The sequence below is a fragment of the Kitasatospora sp. NPDC057542 genome, assembly GCF_042801945.1.
Taxonomy (GTDB): Bacteria; Actinomycetota; Actinomycetes; order Streptomycetales; family Streptomycetaceae; genus Kitasatospora.
In genome coordinates this window covers 1-21,774 of record NZ_JBHVFE010000114.1, presented here as the reverse complement: position 1 = coordinate 21,774, position 21,774 = coordinate 1, and the positions used below count along the sequence as shown (strand labels likewise).

Here is a 21,774-nt window from a genome sequence, read left to right as displayed (position 1 = left end):
CGCCCGGACCATCCCGGTCCGGGCGGGGCCCTTTGCCTTTCCTTGGGTTGACGACCCGTCACCATGCCCACTTAACTCATTAACTATGGAACTAGATAAAGGTGCTGACCAGCCCTCCCCGATCGAGTTCCGCCTGGACCCGGCCTCCGGTGTCCCGACCTACCTGCAACTCGTGCAGCAGGTCGAACAGGCGTTGCGGATGGGCTGGTTGGCCGAGGGGGACCGGTTGCCCCGGGTGCGCGAGGTGGTCGCCGGGCTGGCGATCAACCCCAACACCGTGCTCAAGGCCTACCGGGAGCTGGAGCACCGTGGCCTGGCCGTCGGCCGGCGGGGTCAGGGCACCTTCGTGCGCGGGCTGCCCGCCGGGGTGGTGCCGCTGCGCGAACGGGCCGCGCTGCGGCGGGGGTTGTTGGACTGGATGCGCTCGGCGCGGACCGCCGGGCTGGACGAAGGGGGGATGGTCGCGGTGTTCGAGGACGCGCTGCGCGACCTGAGTGAGGGCCGCGACGGGGTGGTGGCGTGATGGCCGCGGACACGGTGATCGACTGCGGCGGGATCGGCAAGCGCTACCGTCGCTCCTGGGCGCTGCGGGACTGTCACCTCGCCATCCCGGCCGGGCACGTGGTGGCCCTGGTCGGCCCGAACGGGGCCGGCAAGACCACGCTGCTCAGCCTGGCCGCCGGTCTCACCCTGCCCAGCGAGGGCGCGATGACCGTCCTCGGCGACCAGCTCCCCGGCTCGCCACGGGCCCTGGACCGGATCGGCTTCGTCGCCCAGAACGCCGCGCTCTACCCCGGCCTGCCCGTGCGTGACCTGCTCGCGATGGGCCGCCACCTCAACCGGCGCTGGGACGACGCCCGGGCGCGCGACCACCTGGACGGCCTCGGCATCCCGCTGGAGCGCAAGTACGGCCGGCTCTCCGGCGGCCAGCAGGCCCAGGTCTCGCTCGCCCTGGCCCTCGCCAAGCGGCCCGAACTCCTGCTCCTGGACGAGCCGTTGGCCGCGCTCGACCCGCTCGCCCGGCATGACTTCATGGCCGTGCTGCTCACCGCGGTGGCCGAGGACGGCCTCTCGGTGGTGTTCTCCTCGCACGCCGTCAACGAGCTGGAGCAGAGCTGCGACTACCTGGTGGTGCTGGCCGGCGGCCGGGTCCAGGTGACCGGGGAGGTGGACGACCTGCTGGGCGGCCACCGGATGCTCACCGGCCCGACCGCCGAGGCGGACGCGGTCGCCGAGCGCCTGACGGTGGTCCGCGACCGCCGGGCCGGCGCCCAGTCCCACCTGCTGGTGCGCACCGGCGGCACGGACGCGCCGGTCTCCGACGGCTGGCGCCAACAGCGCGTCGGCCTGGAGGAGTTGGTGCTCGCCTACCTCCGCGAGCCGACCGCCTCCGCCCTGCCCGGCCCGCGCGGCGCCGTCCGTACGAACCAGAAGGTACTGTCGTGAGCTCGACCACCCTCGCCCCGCCCCGCTCCGCCGTGCTGCGGGCCGCCGGGCTGCGCCACCGGCCCGCGCTGCTGACCCTGCTCACCGTGATGGGCGCGATCTCCCTCGCCCTGCTGGTGCACGGCTGGTACCTGCACACCGGCCTGGACCGCACCGGAGCGGCCACCTGCGACCCGGCCGAGGACGCCTGCATGGCCACGTACAAGCAGTTCCTGCGGCAGTACGGCAACGGCGTGCCGGAGCTCGACGCAGTGCTCTACGTTCTCGGCGGCGCCTTCGGTGCCTTCCTCGGCGGCCCGCTGCTGGCGCGGGAGTTCGAGCACGGCACGGTCCGCTTCGCCTGGACCCAGGGCGCCGGGCGAACCCGCTGGACGGCGGGCGGCCTGGTCATGGGCGGCGCGGTGCTGGTCGTCGTGGCGGCGCTGTTCGGGCTGCTGCTGCGCTGGTGGAGTGAGCCGCTGACGCTCGGTGAAGGGGGGTTCAGCCCGGAGATCTTCGTGCAGGCGCCGCCGGTGCTGGTCGGTCGGGTGCTGGTGGCGTTCGGGGTCGCGGCGCTGGCCGGCGCGGTGTTGCGCCGCACCGTGATCGCGGTGGGCGTCGGCCTGGCGGCCTCGGTCGCGCTGCCCTTCCTCGCCCACGCGGTGCGCTCGCACTACATGACCCCGCTGGAGGAGCCGATGCACTCCATGGTGCCCATGGCGCTGGACGACCGCTGGGTGCTGAGCGTCTGGTTCTCCGACCCGGCCGGGAACCGGCTCCCCGACGACCAGTTCTACGGCCTCGGTGACTACGCACACCTCCAGTCCTTGGTGCGCGACGGCGGTTACACCGCCCACGAGGTGTACCAGCCGGCGGACCGGTTCTGGCCGTTCCAGCTCATCGAGTTCGGCTGGACGACCCTGCTCGCCGTGGCGCTGTGCGCGGCGGCGGTCTGGTGGGTGCGGCGCCGGGCGGCCTGACCCGGGCCGTTTGCAGTTTTTTGAAGTGCTTTTGTCAAAACCCTTGCAGGGGCGGGGCTCCGGGGCGTTTCCTTCTTGTTAGGAAGGTTTCCTAACCCCCCGAGGAACCGGAGCGTCCCCATGCGCCCTCAGCCCCGTCGTGCCCTCCGCGCAGCCCTCGCCGCCGTCCTGGTGGCCGCGCCCCTCACCGTCGCGGCCACCTCGGCCGCCCAGGCCGCACCCGCATCCGCAACCTCCGTCCAGCTCAAGGGCGTCGGCCTCGACGACCCGCACAAGAAGGACATCGCGATGCAGCTGGTGTCCAGCGCGGAGAACTCGTCGCTGGACTGGAAGGCCCAGTACACGTACATCGAGGACATCAAGGACGGCCGCGGCTACACCGCCGGCATCATCGGCTTCTGTTCCGGCACCGGCGACATGCTGGAGCTCGTCCAGCACTACACCGACCTCAAGCCCGGCAACGTCCTGGCCAAGTACCTGCCGGCCCTGAAGAAGGTCAACGGCACCGACTCGCACGCGGGCCTCGGCTCCGCGTTCGAGAAGGACTGGGCCGCCGCCGCCAAGGACACCGTCTTCCAGCAGGCCCAGAACGACGAGCGCGACCGGGTGTACTTCAACCCCGCCGTCAAGCAGGCCAAGAGCGACGGCCTGCGCGCGCTCGGCCAGTTCGCCTACTACGACGCCATCGTCATGCACGGCCCGGGCAACAGCTCGGACAGCTTCGGCGGCATCCGCGCCGCCGCCATGAAGAAGGCCAAGACCCCCGCCCAGGGCGGCGACGAGGCCACCTACCTCAAGGCCTTCCTGGACGCCCGCAAGGTGGTCATGAAGAAGGAGGAGGCGCACTCCGACACCAGTAGGGTCGACACCGAGCAGCTGGTCTTCCTCAACGCCAGGAACTTCGACCTCAACCCGCCGCTGAAGTGGAAGGTCTACGGCGACAGCTACACCATCAACAGCTGACGCCGGGACGGGCGAAAGGGCCCGGTGGCCGGTTCACGGCCGCCGGGCCCCGCCGTTCGGGCACGCCGCCGGTGTCAGGCGCTCGCGGTGTAGTCGTAGAAGCCCCGGCCGGACTTGCGCCCCAGCAGGCCCGCGTCGACCATCCGGGAGAGCAGCGGGGGAGCGGCGTACAGCGGCTCCTTGTACTCGTCGTACATCGACTCGGCGATCGAGACGATGGTGTCCAGGCCGATCAGGTCGCACAGCCGCAGCGGGCCCATCGGGTGGGCGCAGCCGGCCTCCATGCCCTTGTCGATGTCGGAGGCGGTGGCCACGCCCGACTCGAACATCCGTACCGCGGACAGCAGGTACGGCACCAGCAGCGCGTTGACCACGAAACCGGCCCGGTCGCGGGCGCGGATCGGCTCCTTGCCGAGCACCTGGGAGGCGAAGGCCTCGACCCGCTCGGTGGTGGTCGCCGAGGTGGTCAGGGTCGGGATGACCTCGACCAGCTTCTGCACCGGCGCCGGGTTGAAGAAGTGCAGGCCGATCACCTGCTCCGGTCGGGTGGTGGCGGCGGCCAGCTTCACGATCGGGATCGAGGAGGTGTTGGAGGCGAGGATCGCGTCGCGGCGCTCGACCACCCGGTCCAGGGTCTCGAAGATCCTGACCTTGATGTCCTCGCGCTCGGCGACGGCCTCGACCACCAGGTCGCGGTCGGCGAAGTCGGACAGCTCGACGGTGAAGGACAGCCGGGCCAGCGCCTCGTCCCGCTGCTCGGGGGACAGCTTGCCCCGCTTGACCGCCGTCTCCAGGGAGTTGGTCAGCCGGGTGCGGCCGAACTCCAGCGCCTCACCGCTGGCCTCCGACACCAGGACGTCCAGCCCGGCCCGGGCGAAGACCTCGGCGATGCCCGACCCCATCAGGCCGCAGCCGATCACTCCGACGCGCGCGATGTCAGTCACTCAGTTGCCCTTCGGTGGTGCTGGGGGTCGCCCAGCTACGGGTGGCCCAGCGAGCTGCTGGACAACGGGCCGGTGGACCGGAATGGGTGCACCGGTCACCGCCCCGACGACGTTACTACTCCGTACCGGCCAGTAGGTCACCCCCTCCCCGGCGGGGTGCCACGGTCGGTAATCCCCCGAACGAGTGAGGCGACGCCCCGGACCCGTGTGCCCGGGGCCCGACTCCGCCCGGCGGCCGACAGAATGCCGCAGACGGGGGCCGGGGGCGGAATCGGACAGGGCCGGGGACGCGAAGGGAGCACGGGGTGTCGACGGGATCGCTCGCAGGGCAGGTCGCCCTGATCACCGGCGCCGGCCGGGGCATCGGCCGGGAGGTCGCCATCGGTCTGGCCGCCGAGGGGATGATCGTCGGCCTGGTCGGCCGCACCCACGAGACGCTCAGCGGCACCCTCAAGGAGTGCGCCAAGCGCGGCTCCCGGGGTGTCGCCGTGACCGCCGACGTCACCCGCCCCGGCTCGGTGCGCGAGGCGGTCCGGGTGGTCGAGCGCGACCTCGGGCCGATCGACCTCCTGGTCAACAACGCCGGCCTGGTCGACCGCGCCGAGGTGCCGCTCTGGGAGACCGACGTCAACCAGTGGTGGCAGGTGATCGAGACCAACCTGCGCGGTCCCTTCAACCTGCTGCACTGCGTGCTGCCGGGCATGGTCTCCCGCCGGCGCGGCCGGGTGATCAACCTCAACTCCGGCTTCGCGCTGCGCCCGGACGGCAACTACACGGCGTACGCCACCTCCAAGGGCGCGCTGCTCCAGCTCTCCGACAACATCGCGGACTCGCTCGCCCGCAACGGCGTCGTCGTCCTCGACATCAGCCCGGGCGCGGTGGCCACCGACATGACCGCCGGGATGCCGATGTTCGAGGGCACCAAGACCTGGGGTTCCATCCCGTACATGGTCGCGGTCACCGTGGACGCCGCCCGCGGCCGCTTCGACGGGCTGCACGGGCGGTTCATCCACGCCGGCCGGGACGACCTGGAGGAGCTGGTCAACCAGGCCGACGCGATCCGTGCCGCGGACGCCCGCACGCTGCGGCTGCGCCCGTACAAGGACGACGATCCGATGGTCTGATCACGCACTCAGGCGCAGAGCTGGCTGGCGGTCACCGGCTTGAGCCCCGCCTTCGCCAGGCCGTCCAGGACGGCGGGCAGTGCGTCCACCGTGCACTGGTGCCCCATGTGCAGGGCCACCACCGAGCCGCCGCGCACCGAGTTCAGCACCCGGCGCTGCAACTCGGCGGCCGGAGGGTCGTTGTAGTCGCGCGGGTCGACGTCGAAGGACAGCACGTGCTCGTACCCGACCGCCCTGGCCTGCTCGCGCACCATCGGGGTGGCGTACTGCGTCGCGGACGGGCGGAACCAGCGGCCGATCGATCCGGTGAGCCGCTGCAGGCGCTCCGCGCACTGGGCGATCTCGGCGCGTGCCTGGTCCGGCGGCATGGCCGAGATGTTGAGGTGGTTCTGGGTGTGGTTGCCCAGCTCGTGGCCGCCGTCCAGGATCCGCCGGGCCATCTGCGGCTGCTGGTCGAACCAGCTGCCGACGACCATCACCGTCAGCTTGGCGCCGCGCTGCTCGGCGATCTCCAGCAGGGCGGTGGCCAGCTTCGGGTCGCCACTGCCGTGGAAGGTGAGCGCCACGTTCCGGCCGGTGCGCGGTCCGTACGCGACCTCGGCGGGGGTGCCGGGCGCGAGCGGCGGCAGCACGGGCGGGGCCGGCGGGACGGAGGGCTGGGCGGCGGCCGGGGTCGGCTCACCGTCGGGCTGGGGCTCCGCCGGGCCGGTGGGCGCGGGGGAGGCCGGGTCCTCGGCGCCGTTCCAGGCGGGGTCGGTGGTGTGCTGCGGGTCCACGGTGCCGGGGTGCGCGGCGAGCGCCCCCGGGTCGGCCCGGCGGCGCGTTCTTTCGGGGCCGCAGGCGGTCAGCAGGCCGCCGGTGGCGGCGACGGCGGCGAGCCCGGCGGTGGTCCGCAGTACGGTGCGGCGGTCGGCAGTCATCGGCAGCCAGCATAGAGAGGACGGTCCCGGCGGGCGATCCGGTACGACCGGCCGCACCAGCCTTGACGTGCACACAATCCGTCGCCGGGTGTTGCGTAAACCTGAACTCCCGCTGTTTCCGCGGTGTGTCCTTGGATACGATCACCGCGCACCAAGGGTCGACGGGCGGTAGCCGGACTCTTCCGGCATGGCGCATTGGGGGCGGACAGGATGTACGAGGACAGCGCGACGAGCGACCGGACCACGGACGCCGTGTGGGACTGGGCCAGAGCCGACGACTGGCAGCCGCCGAGCGAGCTGGACACCGGCGTCCCGCACACCGCCCGCATGTACGACTACTACCTCGGGGGCAAGGACAACTTCGAGGCCGACCGCAAGGCCGCCCAGGCCGCGATATCCGCCTACCCGGCGCTCCCGCTGCTGGCCCGCACCAACCGGCAGTTCCTCGGCCGCGCCGTCGAGTTCGTGGCGAGCCGGGGCGTGCGTCAGTTCGTCGACATCGGCACCGGCATCCCGACGGTCGGCTCCACCAGCGAGGTCGCTCAGCGGGTCGCCCCGGACGCCAGGGTGGTGTACGTGGACAACGACCCGATCGTCGCCACCCACGCCCGCGCCCTGCTGGCGAGCCACCCCGCCGGGCACACCTCGGTGATCGAGGCCGACCTGCGCGACCCGGCCGCGATCCTCGGCCACCCCTCGCTGGCCGGCGCCGTCGACCTCTCCCAGCCGGTCGCGCTGATGCTGGTCGCCGTCCTGCACTTCATCCGCGACGAGGAGGGCGCGCAGCAGGTCGTCCGCACCCTGCGCGACGCGCTCGCCCCCGGCAGCGCGCTGATCCTCTCCCACGGCAGCCCGGACTTCGCCTCCCGCGAGAGCGCCGCCGAGGGCACCCGCATCTACCGCAGCGCCAGCGCCCCGCTCGTGCTGCGCCCGCGGTCCGGCGTCGAACCGTTCTTCGGCGACTTCGAGTTCGCCGGCCCCGGGCTCGTCCAGCTCCCGCTCTGGCGCCCCGCCGCCGGCCACGTCCCCACCAGCGAACTCCCCGAGGGCTGGCAGGACGTCTCGGCGTACGCCGGCGTCGCCTTCAAGAAGTAGCCACCCGCGCGTCCGGCCCCGGCGCCTCCCTCCTACGCCGGGGCCGGACCGTCGAAGCCTACGGACACCCACTGACAACCCCTCACCGCCGTGGTTACCCTGCGGTGTGACCACCGCTGCCCTGCCGCCGCTGCCCCCCGACGTCGCCGAACTGCTGCGGGCCGTCGACGCCCCGCCCCGCCTGGTCGCCCACCTCGCCCTGGTGCACGAGGTGGCCGAGGAGATCGCCGGGTTCTGCATCCGTGAGGGCCTGGTCTTCGACCGCGAGGCCGTCCGCTACGGTGCCGCCACCCACGACATCGGCAAGACCGTCCACCCCGAAGAGCTCTCCGCACCCGGCTCCCTGCACGAGGCCGCCGGACACGCCCTGCTGCTCGCCCGCGGCGTCCCCGAACACCTCGCCCACTTCGCCCGCAGCCACGCGAGCTGGGACGGACCCGGCGTCACCGTCGAGTCACTGCTGGTCAGCCTCGCCGACAAGGCCTGGAAGAACAAGCGGGTCCAGGACCTGGAGGACCGGGTGGTCGACCGCCTCGCCGCCGCCACCGGACGGGAGCGCTGGGAAGCCTTCCTCGCCCTGGACGACCTGCTCACCCGGATCGGCGAGGACGCCCCGAGGCGGCTCGCCGTCCAGGCCGCCCACCCGGTGCGCACCGGCTGAAATTGGCACGACACGGCGGGCCGGCCGGTGTTAGCTTCCGCGGCATGGAACCCCTGAGTGAGAACGAGATCCGCGCGTCCTTCGTCAACTGCTCCAAGGGCGAGGCCCGTCGGCTCAACCTGCCCCGGGGGCTGGCCGAGCTGCCCTGGGAGCACCTGGACTTCCTCGGCTGGCGGGACCAGGGCGCGCCCGACCGGGCGTACCTGGTGGCGCCGTACGGGGGCGAGCCGGTCGGCGTGACGCTGCGCTCGCCGGTGATCCGGCGCAGCCTGACCAAGACCAACGTGTGCTCGCTGTGCATCACCGCGCACGCCGGGTCGGGGGTCGCGCTGCTCGCCGCCCGCCGGGCCGGGGCGGCCGGGCGCGAGGGCAACACGGTCGGCACCTACATCTGCGCCGACCTCGCCTGCTCGCTCTACGTGCGCGGGCTGAAGAAGTCCACGCTGGTGACCAGGCCCGACGAGTCGCTGCCGCTGGAGCTGCAGATCGACCGTACGGTGGGCAACCTCGGCGGCTTCCTCGCCAAGGTGCTCGCCACCGCGGCCGCGTAACGGCCCCGCTCCGCTCAGTGCCCGCGCAGCTGGTCCAGCTCGCGGCGCTCCCGCTTGGTCGGCCGCCCGGTCCCGCGGTCCCGCGTCCCGGCCGACGCGACGAACTCGCGCGGCGGCCGCGGCGGGCTGGTGTCGACCAGGCACTCCGCCGCGACCGCGGCGCCGACCCGCTTGCGGATCAGCTTCTGCACCACCACGACCCGCTCGTAACCCTCCTCGCGGACCCGGACCTCGTCCCCGGGCTTCAGCGCCTGGGCGGGCTTGGCCCGCTCGCCGTTCACCCGGACGTGTCCGGCCCGGCAGGCGGCCGCCGCCAGCGCACGTGTCCTGACCAGCCGGACCGACCAGATCCAGCTGTCCACCCGCACGCTTCCCTCGTGTTCAGCCATCCTCGGAGCCTACCCAAGGCCTACGCCGCGGGCGGCGTCTCCTGGACCGCCCAGCCGTTGCCGTCCGGGTCGTTGAAGAACACGAAGTTGTTCCACGCCTCGCCGTGCCCGTCCACCCGGTCCCCTGCCACGAAGTGCTGGACCGGGCTGACCTGCACGCCCCGCGCCACCAGTTCGGCGTGCGCCTTCTCGATGTCGGGCACCACCAACTGGAGGCCCTTCACCGATCCGGGCGGCGAGTCGATCACCCCCTTGCCCACCACGATCGAGCAGGGCGAGCCGGGGGGAGTCAGCTGAACCACCCGGGTCCCGTCCCGCAGTACGGTGTCGTGGTCGACGGTGAACCCGGCCTGCTCCTCGTAGAAGAGCTTCGAGCGGTTCACGTCCGACACCGGGATCACCACGACTTCGAGTTTCCAGTCCATCGTCCTCACCTCGCTCGGTCGGACTCTTCCAGTATCCGGCCGCAACTGCTCCCGGAGGCCGTCGGATAGCCTGAGAACACGATGAATCCGCAGACCACGCCCGCCGCGTCCCCGTTCTCCACCCCGTGGGGTGCCTTCGACCTCACCCGCTTCCCGGTGGACCCGCGCGAGCGGCTGCGGGCCTGGGACGCCGCCGACGAGTACCTGCTGCGCCACCTCGCGGGCGAGGCCGACAGCGCGGCCGGCGCGGCGACGGAGCTGGCCGGTCGCACGGTCGCCGTCCTCGGTGATCGCTGGGGCGCGCTGACCACCGCGCTCGCCGAGTACCGGCCGGTCCAGATCACCGACTCCCACCTCGGCCGGCAGGCCACCCTGGCCAACCTGGCCCGGGCCGGCGCCGCCGTCGACGAGGCCCGACTGCTCTCCACGCGGGACGCCCCGCCGGAGCGGATCGACGTGCTGCTGGTGCGCGTCCCCAAGAGCCTGGCCCTGCTGGAGGACCAGCTGCACCGGCTCGCCCCCGCCGTCCACGACGGCACCGTGGTGATCGGCACCGGCATGGTCACCGAGATCCACACCTCCACCCTCCAGCTCTTCGAGCGGATCCTCGGCCCGACCCGCACCTCGCTGGCCGTCCGCAAGGCCCGGCTGATCCTCTGCACCCCCGACCCGGCACTCGACCCCGGCCCCAGTCCGTGGCCGCACCGCTACGCGCTGCCGTCGGACATCGGCCCCGCCTCCGGCCGTACCGTCGTCAACCACGCGGGCACCTTCTGCGCCGAGCGGCTCGACATCGGCACCCGCTTCTTCCTCGCCCACCTGCCCGTCCCGGCCCCGGGTGCCCGGGTGGTGGACCTCGGCTGCGGCAACGGCGTGGTCGGTACGGCCGCCGCGCTGGCCGGGCCCGGCGCGGAGCTGGTGTTCGTGGACGAGTCGCACCAGGCGGTGGCCTCCGCCGAGGAGACCTTCCGCACCAACCTGGGCCCGCAGCCCCCGGCCGAGTTCCTGACCGCCGATGCCCTGGCCCCGGACGTGATCGCCACCGGCTCGGTGGACCTGGTGCTCAACAACCCGCCGTTCCACTCCCACCAGGCCACCACCGACGCCACCGCCTGGCGGATGTTCACCGGCGCCAAGCGGGCGCTGCGGCCGGGCGGTGAGCTCTGGGTGGTCGGCAACCGCCACCTCGGGTACCACGTCAAGCTGCGCCGCCTCTTCGGCAACTGCCAACTCGTCGCCGGGAACCCCAAGTTCGTGGTGCTGCGGGCCGTCAAGCGCTGACCTGGGCGCCCTCGCCCCAGCGGGATCCGGCACGGACTCCTTGCATGAATTTTCCGCCGCGCGTATATTCATGCCAAGACGAAGGAGGAACGCCATGGCATTGCGAGTCGCCGTCGCCGGCGCGAGCGGTTACGCGGGCGGCGAGGTGCTGCGCCTGCTGCTCGGCCACCCGGAGGTGGAGATCGGGGCGCTGACCGGAGGCTCGAACGCGGGCACCAGGCTGGGCGCGCTCCAGCCGCACCTCCTCCCGCTCGCCGACCGCGTCCTCGAAGCCACCACCCCCGAGGTGCTGGCAGACCACGACGTGGTGTTCCTGGCGCTGCCGCACGGCCAGTCCGCCGCCGTCGCCGAGGAGCTCGGCCCGAACGTGCTGGTGATCGACTGCGGCGCCGACTTCCGGCTCAAGGCCGCGGCCGACTGGGAGCAGTACTACGGCTCCGCCCACGCCGGCACCTGGCCCTACGGCCTGCCCGAACTCCCCGGCCACCGCGCCGCGTTGAAGGGCAGCAACCGGATCGCCGTGCCCGGCTGCTACCCGACGGCCGTCTCCCTGGCGCTGTTCCCCGCGTACGCCGCGCAACTCGCCGAGCCGGAGGCCGTGGTGGTCGCCGCCTCGGGCACCTCCGGCGCCGGCAAGGCCGCCAAGCCGCACCTGCTGGGCAGCGAGGTGATGGGCAGCGTCAGCCCGTACGGCGTCGGCGGCGTCCACCGGCACACCCCGGAGATGGCGCAGAACCTCACCCCGCTCGCGGGCGAACCGGTCACCGTCTCCTTCACCCCCACCCTCGTCCCGATGCCGCGCGGCATCCTCGCCACCTGCTCGGCCAGGGCCAGGCCCGGGGTGACCGCGCAGAGCCTGCGCGCCGCCTACGCCGAGGCGTTCGCGGACGAGCCCTTCGTCCACCTGCTGCCCGAGGGGCAGTGGCCGCAGACCAGCAGCGTCTACGGCGCCAACACCGCCCTGGTCCAGGTCGCCCTGGACGCCGCCGCCGGGCGGATCATCGCGATCAGCGCGATCGACAACCTGGTCAAGGGCACCGCCGGCGGCGCGGTGCAGAGCATGAACATCGCCCTGGGGCTGCCCGAGGAGCTCGGCCTCCCCGTGAACGGAGTCGCACCGTGAGCAAGAGCACGAACGTCGGCGTGACCGCCGCCAAGGGCTTCCGGGCCGCCGGAGTGACCGCCGGCATCAAGGCCTCCGGCACCCCCGACCTCGCCCTGGTGGTCAACGACGGCCCCTCGCTCGCCGCGGCCGGTGTCTTCACCGCCAACCGGGTCAAGGCCGCACCGGTGCTCTGGTCCGAGCAGGTGCTCAAGGGCGGCCGGGTCTCCGCCGTCGTCCTCAACTCCGGTGGCGCCAACGCCTGCACCGGCCCGCTCGGCTTCCAGGACACCCACGCCACCGCGGAGAAGGCGGCCGCGGAGCTGGGGCTCAACGCGGGCGAGGTCGCCGTCGCCTCCACCGGCCTGATCGGCGTGCGGCTGCCGATGGACCTCCTGCTGCCCGGGGTCGCGCTGGCCGCGGGCGAGCTCGCCGAGGCCGGCGGCGAGGCCGCCGCGATCGCGATCAAGACCACCGACACCGTGCACAAGACCGCCCAGTACACCAGCCCGGCCGGCTGGACGGTCGGCGGCATGGCCAAGGGCGCGGGGATGCTCGCCCCGAGCCTCGCCACCATGCTGGTCGTCCTCACCACCGACGCCGACCTGGACAGTGCCGCCCTGGACGCCGCGCTGCGCGGCGCCACCCGCACCACCTTCGACCGGATCGACTCCGACGGCTGCATGTCGACCAACGACACCGTGCTGCTGCTCGCCTCCGGCGCCTCCGGCATCGCCCCGGAGCAGGCCGAGTTCGCCGAGGCCGTCCGTACGGTCAGCGCCGACCTGGCCCGCCGGCTGATCGGCGACGCGGAGGGCGCGAGCAAGGAGATCCGGATCGACGTCACCGGTGCCGCCACCGAGGACGAGGCGGTCGAGGTCGCCCGGACGATCAGCCGCAACAACCTGCTCAAGTGCGCCATCCACGGCGAGGACCCCAACTGGGGCCGGGTGCTGGCCGCGATCGGCACCACCTCCGCGGCCTTCGACCCGAACGAGCTGGACGTCGCCATCAACGGCGTCTGGGTCTGCAGGGCCGGCGGCGTGGGCGAGGACCGCGACCTGGTGGACATGAAGGGCCGCGAGGTCGTCATCACCGCGAACCTCAACGCCGGTACGGCGAGCGCCTCGCTGTGGACCAACGACCTGACGGCCGACTACGTGCACGAGAACAGCGCCTACTCGACCTGATCCGCGTCACTTCGTCCACGCCCACCCGAGGCGCGACCCCCTGATCCGCGACACCCCGAGCCGCCAGACCCCGAGCCGCGACACCCTGACCCGCGACATCCTCCCCCAGCCTCCGGCCGGAGGGGACCCCCATCGACGAGGGAATCCCGTGCAGATCGCACCCAAGGGCGAACAGGCCCGCAACAACACCGCGTTGCCCAAGGCCGTGACGCTGATCGAGGCGCTGCCGTGGCTGGAGCGCTTCCACGGCAAGACCATCGTGATCAAGTTCGGCGGCAACGCGATGGTGGACGACAGCCTCAAGGCGGCCTTCGCCCAGGACGTGGTCTTCCTCCGCTACGCCGGTCTGCACCCCGTCGTGGTGCACGGCGGCGGCCCCCAGATCAGTGCCCAACTCGACCGGCTGGGCCTGGAGTCGAACTTCACCAACGGCCTGCGGGTCACCACCCCGGAGACCATGGACGTGGTCCGGATGGTGCTGGCCGGCCAGGTGCAGCGCGAGCTGGTCGGCCTGCTCAACGAGCACGGCCCGTTCGCGGTCGGCATGACCGGCGAGGACGCCCACACCATGACGGCGGTCAAGCGCTACGCGGTGGTGGACGGCGAGCAGGTCGACATCGGCCTGGTCGGCGACATCGTCAACATCGAGGCCGGCGCGGTGAAGGCGCTGATCGCCGACGGCCGCATCCCGGTCATCTCCTCGATCGCCCGCGGTGCCGACGGCCACGTCTACAACATCAACGCCGACACCGCCGCCTCCGCCCTCGCGGTCGCGCTGGGCGCCGAGATGCTCGTCGTCCTCACCGACGTCGAGGGCCTCTACAAGGACTGGCCGAACTCCGACGACGTGATCAGCCAGCTCACCGCGAGCGAGCTGGACCTGCTGCTGCCCGGCCTGGCCAGCGGCATGCTCCCCAAGATGGAGGGCTGCCTGCGCGCCGTCCGTTCCGGCGTGGGCACCGCCCGCGTGCTGGACGGCCGGGTCCAGCACAGCCTGCTGCTGGAGATCTTCACCGACGAGGGCATCGGCACGATGGTCGTGCCGGACGACGAACCGACCGTGACCGGGGGACTGGCATGACTGGCGCGACGCACAACGAGCAGCTCACCGAGCGGTGGCAGCACTCCTTCACCGACAACTACGGCACCCCCCGCATCCCGCTGGTGCGCGGAGAGGGCAGCAAGCTCTGGGACGCCGACGGCAAGGAGTACACCGACCTGCTCGGCGGCATCGCCGTCAACGCCCTGGGCACCGCTCATCCGGCCGTCGTCGAGGCCGTGAGCAGGCAGATCGCCACCCTCGGCCACGTCTCCAACCTCTTCATGGCCGAGCCCACCATCGCCCTCGCCGAGCGGCTGCTGGAGCTGGACGGGCGGCCGGGCGGCCGGGTGTTCTTCTGCAACTCCGGCGCCGAGGCCAACGAGGCCGCCTTCAAGATCAGCCGGCGGACCGGCCGCACCCACCTGGTCGCCCTCCAGGGCGCCTTCCACGGCCGCACCATGGGAGCCCTCGCGCTCACCGGCCAGCCCGCCAAGCAGGACCCGTTCCGCCCGCTGCCCGGCGATGTCACCCACGTCCCGTTCGGCGACGTCGAGGCGCTGCGCGCAGCCGTCACCACCGAGACCGCCGCGGTGTTCCTGGAGCCCGTCCAGGGCGAGAACGGCGCCGTCCCGCTGCCCGAGGGCTACCTGACGGCGGCCCGCGAGATCACCCGGGCCACCGGCACCCTGCTGGTCCTGGACGAGATCCAGACCGGCGTCGGCCGCACCGGCCACTGGTACGCCCACCAGGCGTACGAGGGCGTGGAGCCGGACGTGGTCACCCTGGCCAAGGCGCTCGGCGGCGGCCTGCCGATGGGCGCGGTACTCGCCTTCGGGCCGGCCGCGGAGCTGCTCACCCCCGGCCAGCACGGCACCACCTTCGGCGGCAACCCGGTGGCCGCCGCGGCCGGGCTCGCGGTGCTGGACACCATCGCGTCCGAGGGCCTGCTGGAGCACGTCCGCAAGCTCGGCGAGCGGCTGCGGCACGGCGTCGAGGCCCTCGGTGACCCGCTGGTCTCGCACGTGCGCGGGGCGGGCCTGCTGCTCGGCATCGTGCTCACCGAGCCGGTCTCGGCCAAGGTCCAGTCCGCCGCGCAGGAGGCGGGCTACCTGGTCAACGCGGCCGTCCCGGACGCCGTCCGACTGGCCCCGCCGCTGGTGCTGACCGAGCAGGAGGCGGACGCGTTCCTGGCCGCGTTGCCGGGCATCCTCCGGACGGTGCGCGAGAGTGCCCCGGCCGATGCGAGTTGACCGTCGTCCGGGAGAATGAACACATGACCGCTTCCCACTCCGGCCCGTCCGCCGCCGGCCCGACGCCGCAGGTCCCGCAGACCCGCACCGCGCGCCACCGGCGGATCGTGGACCTGCTCACCCGCCAGCCCGTGCGTTCGCAGAGCCAGCTCGCCAAGCTGCTCGCCGACGACGGACTCGTGGTCACCCAGGCCACCCTCTCCCGGGACCTGGACGAGCTGGGCGCGGTCAAGATCCGCAACCGGGACGGCGCGCTGATCTACGCCGTCCCGGCCGAGGGCGGCGACCGGACGCCGCGCGCGCCGATGGGGGAGTCGGCCAGCGAGGGCAGGATGGCCCGGCTGGCCGGCGAGCTCATGGTCTCCGCGACGGCCTCCGGCAACCTGGTGGTGCTGCGCACCCCGCCGGGCGCCGCCCAGTTCCTGGCCTCGGCGATCGACCAGGCCGAGGTGTTCGAGATCATCGGCACCATCGCCGGTGACGACACCGTCCTGCTGATCAGCCGGGACGCGGCCGGCGGCCAGGCGCTCGCCGACCACCTCATGCAGCTGGCCCAGGCCAAGGCGCAGTAGCGCCTCGACCCGAGGAGCGCAGTACCGCCCCGCCCCGAGGAACCCCGGCCGACGGAGACCGTCCGGCCGGGGTTGTGTGTTTCATGCACTGTCGTGCATACTTATGCCATCCGCTGCACATGCATGAAGGAGCCACCGCGATGACCGCCGAGCAGTCCTCCGACGTCCGCCTCTGGGGCGCGCGCTTCGCCGACGGCCCGTCCGAGGCGCTGGCCAGGCTCTCGGCCTCGGTCCACTTCGACTGGCGCCTCGCGCCGTACGACATCGCCGGCTCCAAGGCCCACGCCCGGGTCCTGCACAAGGCCGGCCTGCTCTCCGACGAGGAGCTGGCGGGCATGCTGGCCGGCCTCGACCGGCTGCTGGCCGACGTCGAGGCGGGCACCTTCACCGGCACCGTCGCCGACGAGGACGTGCACACCGCCCTGGAGCGCGGCCTGCTGGAGCGCCTCGGCCCCGACCTCGGCGGCAAGCTGCGGGCCGGGCGCTCGCGCAACGACCAGATCGCCACGCTGTTCCGGATGTACCTGCGGGACCACGCGAAGACCATCGGCGGCCTGCTGCTCGACCTCCAGCAGGCCCTGGTCGGGCTCGCCGAGGCGCACCCGGACACCGCGATGCCGGGCCGCACCCACCTCCAGCACGCCCAGCCGGTGCTGTTCGCCCATCACGTCCTCGCGCACGTGCAGGCCCTCGGCCGGGACGCCGAGCGGCTGCGCCAGTGGGACGCGCGCACCGCCGTGTCGCCGTACGGCTCCGGAGCGCTGGCCGGCTCCTCGCTCGGCCTCGACCCGCAGGCCGTCGCCGCCGACCTGGGCTTCGAGGGCGGCTCGGTCGGCAACTCCATCGACGGCACCGCCTCGCGCGACTTCGTCGCCGAGTTCGCCTTCGTGACCGCGATGATCGGCATCAACCTCTCCCGGATCGCGGAGGAGGTGATCATCTGGAACACCAAGGAGTTCGGCTTCATCACGCTGCACGACGCCTTCTCCACCGGTTCCTCGATCATGCCGCAGAAGAAGAACCCGGACATCGCCGAGCTCGCCCGCGGCAAGTCCGGCCGGCTGATCGGCAACCTGACCGGCCTGCTGGCCACCCTCAAGGCGCTGCCGCTCGCCTACAACCGGGACCTCCAGGAGGACAAGGAGCCGGTCTTCGACTCCTGCGACACGCTGGAGGTGCTGCTGCCGGCGTTCACCGGGATGATGGCCACCCTCACCGTGCACCGGGAGCGGCTGGAGGAACTGGCCCCGGCCGGCTTCTCGCTCGCCACCGACATCGCCGAGTGGCTGGTCAAGCAGGGTGTGCCGTTCCGGGTCGCGCACGAGGTGGCCGGCGCCTGCGTCAAGGTCTGCGAGGCCGAGGGCATCGAGCTGTCCGACCTGACGGACGAGCAGTTCGCCGCGATCTCCGGGCACCTGACGCCCGAGGTGCGTTCGGTGCTCAGCGTCCACGGAGCCATCGCCGCCCGCAACGGGCGCGGCGGAACCGCCCCCTCGGCGGTCGCGGTCCAGCTCGCCGAGGTGAAGGCGGACCTGGCGCGGCAGCGGGAGTGGACTCGGATCTGAGCCCTGACGGGGTGGGAGCTGATCTCCCGCAGGGCGCGGGAGGGGCGCGGCGGTCCGACCGGCGCGCCCCTCCGGCGTCCGCGCCCCGGCCCGGGCGTAACCGGCCCCGCCCCGGGCCGTCATGCACGGTGTGTGCACCGCCCTCCCGCCCGTCCCCTCCGCCGAGGACGTCTACCTCGCCGACCGCCGCCGCCGCGTGGTCCGCGAGACCGTCGCCGCCCTGCCCGGCCGCTGCCCGCAACTGATCGCCGCGCTGGCCGAGGACCCGCCGCCCACCTACCGTGAGCTCTCCGAGCGGCTCGGCATGCCCCGCGGTTCGATCGGCCCCACCCGCTCCCGCTGCCTGGCCTGCCTGCGGATGCTGCTCCACTCGGAGCGGTACCCCTGAGCGGAGCCCGTGCGACCGGACGGAACCCGTGCGGCACGGGAGGTGACCCTCCTCACGTCCGCCCCCGCGAAGGTTGAGGGAACCTGACACCCGGGTAGAGCGCTGGCGAACGCAGCTCTTGACGGTGGTGCGATCACTCGGATACTGAGCGTGAGCGCGCCACCCTCTGCGCGCCGGGCACGACGACTGGGGAGGCCCCTCCACATGGGCATGAGCGTGATCATCTCGGCTGCGGAGGCCGAGGACGCGGAGCAGATCCTCAAGCTCCAGTACCTCGGCTACCAGCCCGAGGCCGAGCTGTACGGCGACTGGGCGATCGAGCCCCTGACGCAGAGCCTGGAGAGCCTGCGCGCCGAACTGTCCGAGCAGCACGTCCTGGTCGCCCGGCTGGGCGACGAGGTGGTCGGTGCCGTCCGCGGCCACGTCGGCGTCGACGGCGTCGGCCGGATAGGGCGCCTGGTCGTCCATCCGCGGATGCAGCGCCACGGCCTCGGCGGCCGGCTGCTGGACGCACTGGAGCGCCGCATGGCCCAGGAAGGCCCGGTGAGCGCGTACCGGCTGTTCACCGGCCACCGCAGCCTCGGCAACCTGCGGCTGTACGCCCGCCAGGGGTACCGTCAGACCCGGGTCGAGCAGGTCAACAGCCGGCTGAGCTTCGTCCACCTGGAGAAGCCCGCCCCGACGCCGCTCGCCGCGACGGCCTGAGCCCGCCCCCCCGCACGGTTCCCGGCGCCGTCACCATCCGGACCACCGGTGGCGGCGCCGAGCCGTATCCGCGCTGGTAGCAGCGCTGTGTGTCCGCATTGCGGACAGCTCCGCGAAATAATTGGGCGGAAAACGACCCATCTGTTTTACTGGCTCACATGACTGCGACGACGAACTGGACCCCCACCGGCACCCTGCCGGCAGGTGAGCGTGCCATGTGTCGTCGAATGTGTCACTGCTGAGGGCCACCGCCCCCGGCACCCTGAGGTGCCTCCCCCTCGCGCCCCGAAGCGAGACTCCGGCGCCGCTCCCGCCCGTGTGAGCGCGCCCCTCCTCCCGGACCCCTCCCTCCGCCGTGCCCGCCCACCCGCGGGCCCGGGTGACTCGTCAGGGCCACGCCGTCGTGCGCCCGGCCGTCCATGGCCACGAGCAGGGGATGGTACGTCCGGACCCTCCCGGCGCAGCGCCGTGACGACGCCGCCGACCGCAGAACCGGTCGGGTGGTCGCCCCACGCCGCCCGCCCCCGACCCACGGAAAGCCGCTGTGATCACCACCACGGACCTGACCAAGGTCTACCGTTCCCGAGGCCGCGAGGTGACCGCCCTCGCCGGCGTCGACCTGCACGTCCGCCCGGGCGAGGTCTACGGAGTCGTCGGCACCAGCGGTGCCGGCAAGTCCACCCTCATCCGCTGCGTGAACATGCTGGAGCGCCCGACCTCCGGCACGGTCACCGTGGACGGGGTCGAGCTCACCGCGCTGTCCGGCGGAGAGAACCGGGCCGGCCGCGAGCTGCGCGAGGCCCGCCGCCGGATCGGCATGGTCTTCCAGCACTTCAACCTGCTCTCCTCGCGGACGGTGCAGCAGAACGTCGAGCTCCCGCTGGAGATCATCGGGCTGGACCGCACCGAGCGCCGCCGCAAGGCCGCCGAGCTGCTCGACCTGGTCGGCCTCGGCGACAAGGCCCGCAGCTACCCCAACCAGCTCTCCGGCGGGCAGAAGCAGCGCGTCGGCATCGCCCGGGCGCTGGCCGGCGACCCCAAGGTGCTGCTCTCCGACGAGGCCACCTCGGCGCTCGACCCGGAGACCACCCGCTCGATCCTCAAGCTGCTGCGCGACCTCAACCAGCAGCTGGGCCTCACCGTCCTGCTGATCACCCACGAGATGGACGTCATCAAGTCCGTCTGCGACTCCGCCGCCCTGATGCGCGGCGGCCGGGTGGTCGAGTCCGGCGAACTCACCGACCTGCTGGCCAAGCCCGGCTCGGAGCTGGCCCGCGAACTGTTCCCGCTCAGCGAGTTCGGCACCGGCCACCCCGGCTCCACGGTGCTGGAGATCACCTTCCAGGGCGACAGCTCGGCCCAGCCGTTCGTCTCCCAGCTCGCCCGCACGTACCAGATCGACATCAACATCCTCGGTGCCGCGGTGGAGACCATCGCCGGCCGGATGGTCGGCCGGATGCGGGTCGAGCTGTCCGGCAGCCACCAGGACAACGTGGTGCCGATCGGCTACCTGCGCGAGCAGGGCCTGCAGGTGGACGTGATAGGTGCGGCGAACGGAGCGGTGGCATGACCTGGGACCAGATGCAGGAACTGATGTGGCCCGCCACCCAGGAGACCTTCCGGATGGTCGGGGTGTCCGCGCTCGTCACCGTGCTGCTCGGCCTGCCGCTGGGCGTGCTGCTGGTGCTCACCGACAAGGGCGGCCTGCTGGCCAACCGGGCCGTCAACAAGGCCATCGGCTCCGTCGTGAACATCGCCCGTGCGGTGCCGTTCATCATTCTGATGATCGCGCTGATCTCCTTCACCCGCTGGCTGGTCGGCACCTCCATCGGCTGGCAGGCGGCGACCGTGCCGCTGACCATCGGCGCCATCCCGTTCTTCGCCCGCCTGGTCGAGACCTCCGTCCGTGAGGTCGACCGGGGCCTGGTCGAGGCGGTCCAGTCGATGGGCGGCAGCACCTGGACGATCGTCCGCAAGACCCTGCTGCCCGAGGCCCTGCCCGGCATCGTGGCCTCGGTCACCACCACGGTCATCACCCTGATCGGCTACTCCGCGATGGCCGGCACGGTCGGCGGCGGCGGCCTCGGCACCCTCGCCGTCAACTACGGCTACCAGCGCTTCGAGACCGCCTTCATGTGGGTCATCGTGGCCGAGCTGGTGATCATCGTCACCGCCGTCCAGCTGATCGGCGACTTCGCCGTCCAGCGGCTCTCCCACCGCGGCCGCACCGGCGGCCGGACCAGGCTGCTCGGCCGCGCGACGGCTCCCGACAAGGACCTCGTCGCCTCCTAGACCTCCCCCGTCCGACCCCGGACGCGGCTCCCCGTTCCACGCAGAAAGGCACTTTTCGTGCGCAACGCCCTGAAGTTCACCAGCATCCTCGCCACCGCCGGCGTCGCCCTCTCGCTCGCCGCCTGCGGCAGCTCCGGGTCCTCCTCGGACGCGAACGCGCCGCTCAAGGTCGTGGCCAGCCCCACCCCGCACGGCCAGATCCTGAAGTACGTCAAGGACAACCTCGCGGAGAAGGCGGGCCTCAAGCTCGACATCAAGGAGGTCACCGACTACGTGACCCCCAACACGGCGGTGCAGGACGGGTCGGCCGACGCCAACTTCTTCCAGCACGTCCCGTACCTGGAGGACTTCAACAAGAAGCACGGCACGAACATCGTGTCGGTCGAGCCCGTGCACCTGGAGCCGCTGGGCGTCTACTCCAAGAAGGTCAAGGCGATCACCGACCTGCCGGACGGCGCCACCATCGGTCTGCCGAACGACGCCACCAACGAGGGCCGCGCGCTCAAGCTGCTCGCCGACAACAAGCTGATCACCCTCAAGGACGGCGTCACCACCGCCGCCACGCCGGCGGACGTGACCGGCAACCCGAAGAACTTCAAGTGGAAGGAGCTGGAGGCCGCCCAGCTGCCCCGCTCCGTCGCCGACCTCGACGCCGCCGTCATCAACGGCAACTACGCGATCGACTCCGGTCTGAAGCCGGCCACCGACGCCCTGGTGCTGGAGAAGGCCGACGGCAACCCGTACGCCAACATCCTCGCGGTCAAGAAGGGCAAGGAGAACGACCCGCGGGTCAAGAAGCTGGCCGAGCTGCTGCACTCCGACGAGGTCAAGAAGTACATCGACGACACCTTCCAGGGCTCGGTCATCCCGGCCTTCTGAGCCGTGGTCCGCTCGACGTCCTGATCCCGAC

General features: G+C 72.4%; 24 protein-coding genes. 20 read left to right on the top strand and 4 right to left on the bottom strand.

The window, feature by feature from the left end; translation table 11 throughout:
- Window positions 1-85 precede the first annotated feature (85 nt).
- The 4 genes from ACFU7Y_RS17075 to ACFU7Y_RS17060 all read left to right on the top strand — a co-directional run bounded on the left by ACFU7Y_RS17075 (window position 86) and on the right by ACFU7Y_RS17060 (window position 3,368).
- Window positions 86-523 (top strand): GntR family transcriptional regulator, encoded by a 438-nt coding sequence (locus tag ACFU7Y_RS17075; RefSeq protein ID WP_224283701.1) that lies wholly within the window; start codon window positions 86-88, stop codon window positions 521-523.
- Entirely contained in the window at window positions 523-1,446 is a 924-nt protein-coding gene (locus ACFU7Y_RS17070; RefSeq protein WP_224283700.1) for an ATP-binding cassette domain-containing protein, read from the top strand. Before ACFU7Y_RS17075 ends, ACFU7Y_RS17070 begins: the two co-directional genes overlap by 1 nt.
- Window positions 1,443-2,405: a hypothetical protein gene (locus ACFU7Y_RS17065; protein ID WP_224283699.1), complete on the top strand. Its 963-nt coding sequence runs from the start codon at window positions 1,443-1,445 to the stop codon at window positions 2,403-2,405. Before ACFU7Y_RS17070 ends, ACFU7Y_RS17065 begins: the two co-directional genes overlap by 4 nt.
- A gap of 120 nt (window positions 2,406-2,525) precedes the next feature.
- On the top strand, window positions 2,526-3,368 hold the full coding sequence (locus ACFU7Y_RS17060; RefSeq protein WP_224283698.1) for a chitosanase: 843 nt from the start codon (window positions 2,526-2,528) through the stop codon (window positions 3,366-3,368).
- 74 nt (window positions 3,369-3,442) lie between these two features.
- Here ACFU7Y_RS17060 and ACFU7Y_RS17055 read toward each other — a convergent pair whose 3' ends face one another.
- Window positions 3,443-4,312, bottom strand: a complete 870-nt coding sequence (locus ACFU7Y_RS17055) for a 3-hydroxybutyryl-CoA dehydrogenase (protein ID WP_380768536.1) — start codon at window positions 4,310-4,312, stop codon at window positions 3,443-3,445.
- Between the two features lie 305 nt (window positions 4,313-4,617).
- On the opposite strand from ACFU7Y_RS17055, the gene ACFU7Y_RS17050 reads away from it, so the two are divergent.
- The gene (locus tag ACFU7Y_RS17050) at window positions 4,618-5,436 is read left to right on the top strand and encodes an SDR family NAD(P)-dependent oxidoreductase (protein ID WP_224283696.1); all 819 of its coding nucleotides are present in this window, start codon (window positions 4,618-4,620) and stop codon (window positions 5,434-5,436) included.
- Between the two features lie 8 nt (window positions 5,437-5,444).
- On the opposite strand, the gene ACFU7Y_RS17045 is transcribed toward ACFU7Y_RS17050, so the two are convergent.
- Complete coding sequence (locus ACFU7Y_RS17045) at window positions 5,445-6,356, bottom strand: polysaccharide deacetylase family protein (RefSeq protein WP_380768533.1); 912 nt, start codon at window positions 6,354-6,356, stop codon at window positions 5,445-5,447.
- A gap of 210 nt (window positions 6,357-6,566) precedes the next feature.
- Here ACFU7Y_RS17045 and ACFU7Y_RS17040 point away from each other — a divergent pair, with 210 nt between their 5' ends.
- The 3 genes from ACFU7Y_RS17040 (at window position 6,567) to ACFU7Y_RS17030 (ending at window position 8,663) form a co-directional block, all read left to right on the top strand.
- A complete protein-coding gene (locus tag ACFU7Y_RS17040) occupies window positions 6,567-7,451 on the top strand; it encodes an SAM-dependent methyltransferase (RefSeq protein ID WP_224279857.1) in 885 nt (294 codons plus the stop codon).
- A 106-nt stretch (window positions 7,452-7,557) separates the two neighbouring features.
- Window positions 7,558-8,112: an HD domain-containing protein gene (locus ACFU7Y_RS17035; protein WP_224279859.1), complete on the top strand. Its 555-nt coding sequence runs from the start codon at window positions 7,558-7,560 to the stop codon at window positions 8,110-8,112.
- A 44-nt stretch (window positions 8,113-8,156) separates the two neighbouring features.
- A complete protein-coding gene (locus ACFU7Y_RS17030; protein ID WP_224279861.1) occupies window positions 8,157-8,663 on the top strand; it encodes an FBP domain-containing protein in 507 nt (168 codons plus the stop codon).
- 14 nt (window positions 8,664-8,677) lie between these two features.
- Here ACFU7Y_RS17030 and ACFU7Y_RS17025 read toward each other — a convergent pair whose 3' ends face one another.
- Complete coding sequence (locus ACFU7Y_RS17025; protein WP_224279863.1) at window positions 8,678-9,052, bottom strand: RNA-binding S4 domain-containing protein; 375 nt, start codon at window positions 9,050-9,052, stop codon at window positions 8,678-8,680.
- Window positions 9,053-9,072: 20 nt separating this feature from the next.
- Window positions 9,073-9,477 carry a VOC family protein gene (locus tag ACFU7Y_RS17020; protein ID WP_224279871.1) on the bottom strand — a complete coding sequence of 135 codons (405 nt, stop codon included), beginning with the start codon at window positions 9,475-9,477 and terminating at the stop codon, window positions 9,073-9,075.
- Window positions 9,478-9,558: 81 nt separating this feature from the next.
- On the opposite strand from ACFU7Y_RS17020, the gene ACFU7Y_RS17015 reads away from it, so the two are divergent.
- From ACFU7Y_RS17015 to ACFU7Y_RS16960, 12 genes are all read left to right on the top strand, one after another.
- Window positions 9,559-10,758, top strand: a complete 1,200-nt coding sequence (locus ACFU7Y_RS17015; RefSeq protein ID WP_380768530.1) for a methyltransferase — start codon at window positions 9,559-9,561, stop codon at window positions 10,756-10,758.
- Window positions 10,759-10,852: 94 nt separating this feature from the next.
- Window positions 10,853-11,881: an N-acetyl-gamma-glutamyl-phosphate reductase gene (gene argC, locus ACFU7Y_RS17010; RefSeq protein WP_224279876.1), complete on the top strand. Its 1,029-nt coding sequence runs from the start codon at window positions 10,853-10,855 to the stop codon at window positions 11,879-11,881.
- Window positions 11,878-13,050: a bifunctional glutamate N-acetyltransferase/amino-acid acetyltransferase ArgJ gene (gene argJ, locus ACFU7Y_RS17005; protein WP_224279878.1), complete on the top strand. Its 1,173-nt coding sequence runs from the start codon at window positions 11,878-11,880 to the stop codon at window positions 13,048-13,050. Before argC ends, argJ begins: the two co-directional genes overlap by 4 nt.
- Window positions 13,051-13,198: 148 nt before the next feature.
- Window positions 13,199-14,131 carry an acetylglutamate kinase gene (gene argB, locus ACFU7Y_RS17000; RefSeq protein ID WP_380768527.1) on the top strand — a complete coding sequence of 311 codons (933 nt, stop codon included), beginning with the start codon at window positions 13,199-13,201 and terminating at the stop codon, window positions 14,129-14,131.
- A complete protein-coding gene (locus ACFU7Y_RS16995; RefSeq protein ID WP_224279879.1) occupies window positions 14,128-15,342 on the top strand; it encodes an acetylornithine transaminase in 1,215 nt (404 codons plus the stop codon). Before argB ends, ACFU7Y_RS16995 begins: the two co-directional genes overlap by 4 nt.
- A gap of 23 nt (window positions 15,343-15,365) precedes the next feature.
- Window positions 15,366-15,914 carry an arginine repressor gene (locus ACFU7Y_RS16990; protein ID WP_224279881.1) on the top strand — a complete coding sequence of 183 codons (549 nt, stop codon included), beginning with the start codon at window positions 15,366-15,368 and terminating at the stop codon, window positions 15,912-15,914.
- Between the two features lie 140 nt (window positions 15,915-16,054).
- Window positions 16,055-17,479 carry an argininosuccinate lyase gene (gene argH, locus ACFU7Y_RS16985; protein WP_380768525.1) on the top strand — a complete coding sequence of 475 codons (1,425 nt, stop codon included), beginning with the start codon at window positions 16,055-16,057 and terminating at the stop codon, window positions 17,477-17,479.
- A 130-nt stretch (window positions 17,480-17,609) separates the two neighbouring features.
- Window positions 17,610-17,867, top strand: coding sequence for a winged helix-turn-helix domain-containing protein (locus ACFU7Y_RS16980; RefSeq protein ID WP_224279885.1), 258 nt, complete (start codon window positions 17,610-17,612; stop codon window positions 17,865-17,867).
- A gap of 204 nt (window positions 17,868-18,071) precedes the next feature.
- Entirely contained in the window at window positions 18,072-18,572 is a 501-nt protein-coding gene (locus ACFU7Y_RS16975) for a GNAT family N-acetyltransferase (protein ID WP_380768522.1), read from the top strand.
- Between the two features lie 544 nt (window positions 18,573-19,116).
- Window positions 19,117-20,142, top strand: coding sequence for a methionine ABC transporter ATP-binding protein (locus ACFU7Y_RS16970; RefSeq protein WP_380768520.1), 1,026 nt, complete (start codon window positions 19,117-19,119; stop codon window positions 20,140-20,142).
- Window positions 20,139-20,864 carry a methionine ABC transporter permease gene (locus ACFU7Y_RS16965; RefSeq protein ID WP_224279891.1) on the top strand — a complete coding sequence of 242 codons (726 nt, stop codon included), beginning with the start codon at window positions 20,139-20,141 and terminating at the stop codon, window positions 20,862-20,864. Before ACFU7Y_RS16970 ends, ACFU7Y_RS16965 begins: the two co-directional genes overlap by 4 nt.
- 57 nt (window positions 20,865-20,921) lie before the next feature.
- On the top strand, window positions 20,922-21,743 hold the full coding sequence (locus ACFU7Y_RS16960) for a MetQ/NlpA family ABC transporter substrate-binding protein (protein WP_380768518.1): 822 nt from the start codon (window positions 20,922-20,924) through the stop codon (window positions 21,741-21,743).
- The last annotated feature ends 31 nt before the right edge of the window (window positions 21,744-21,774 follow it).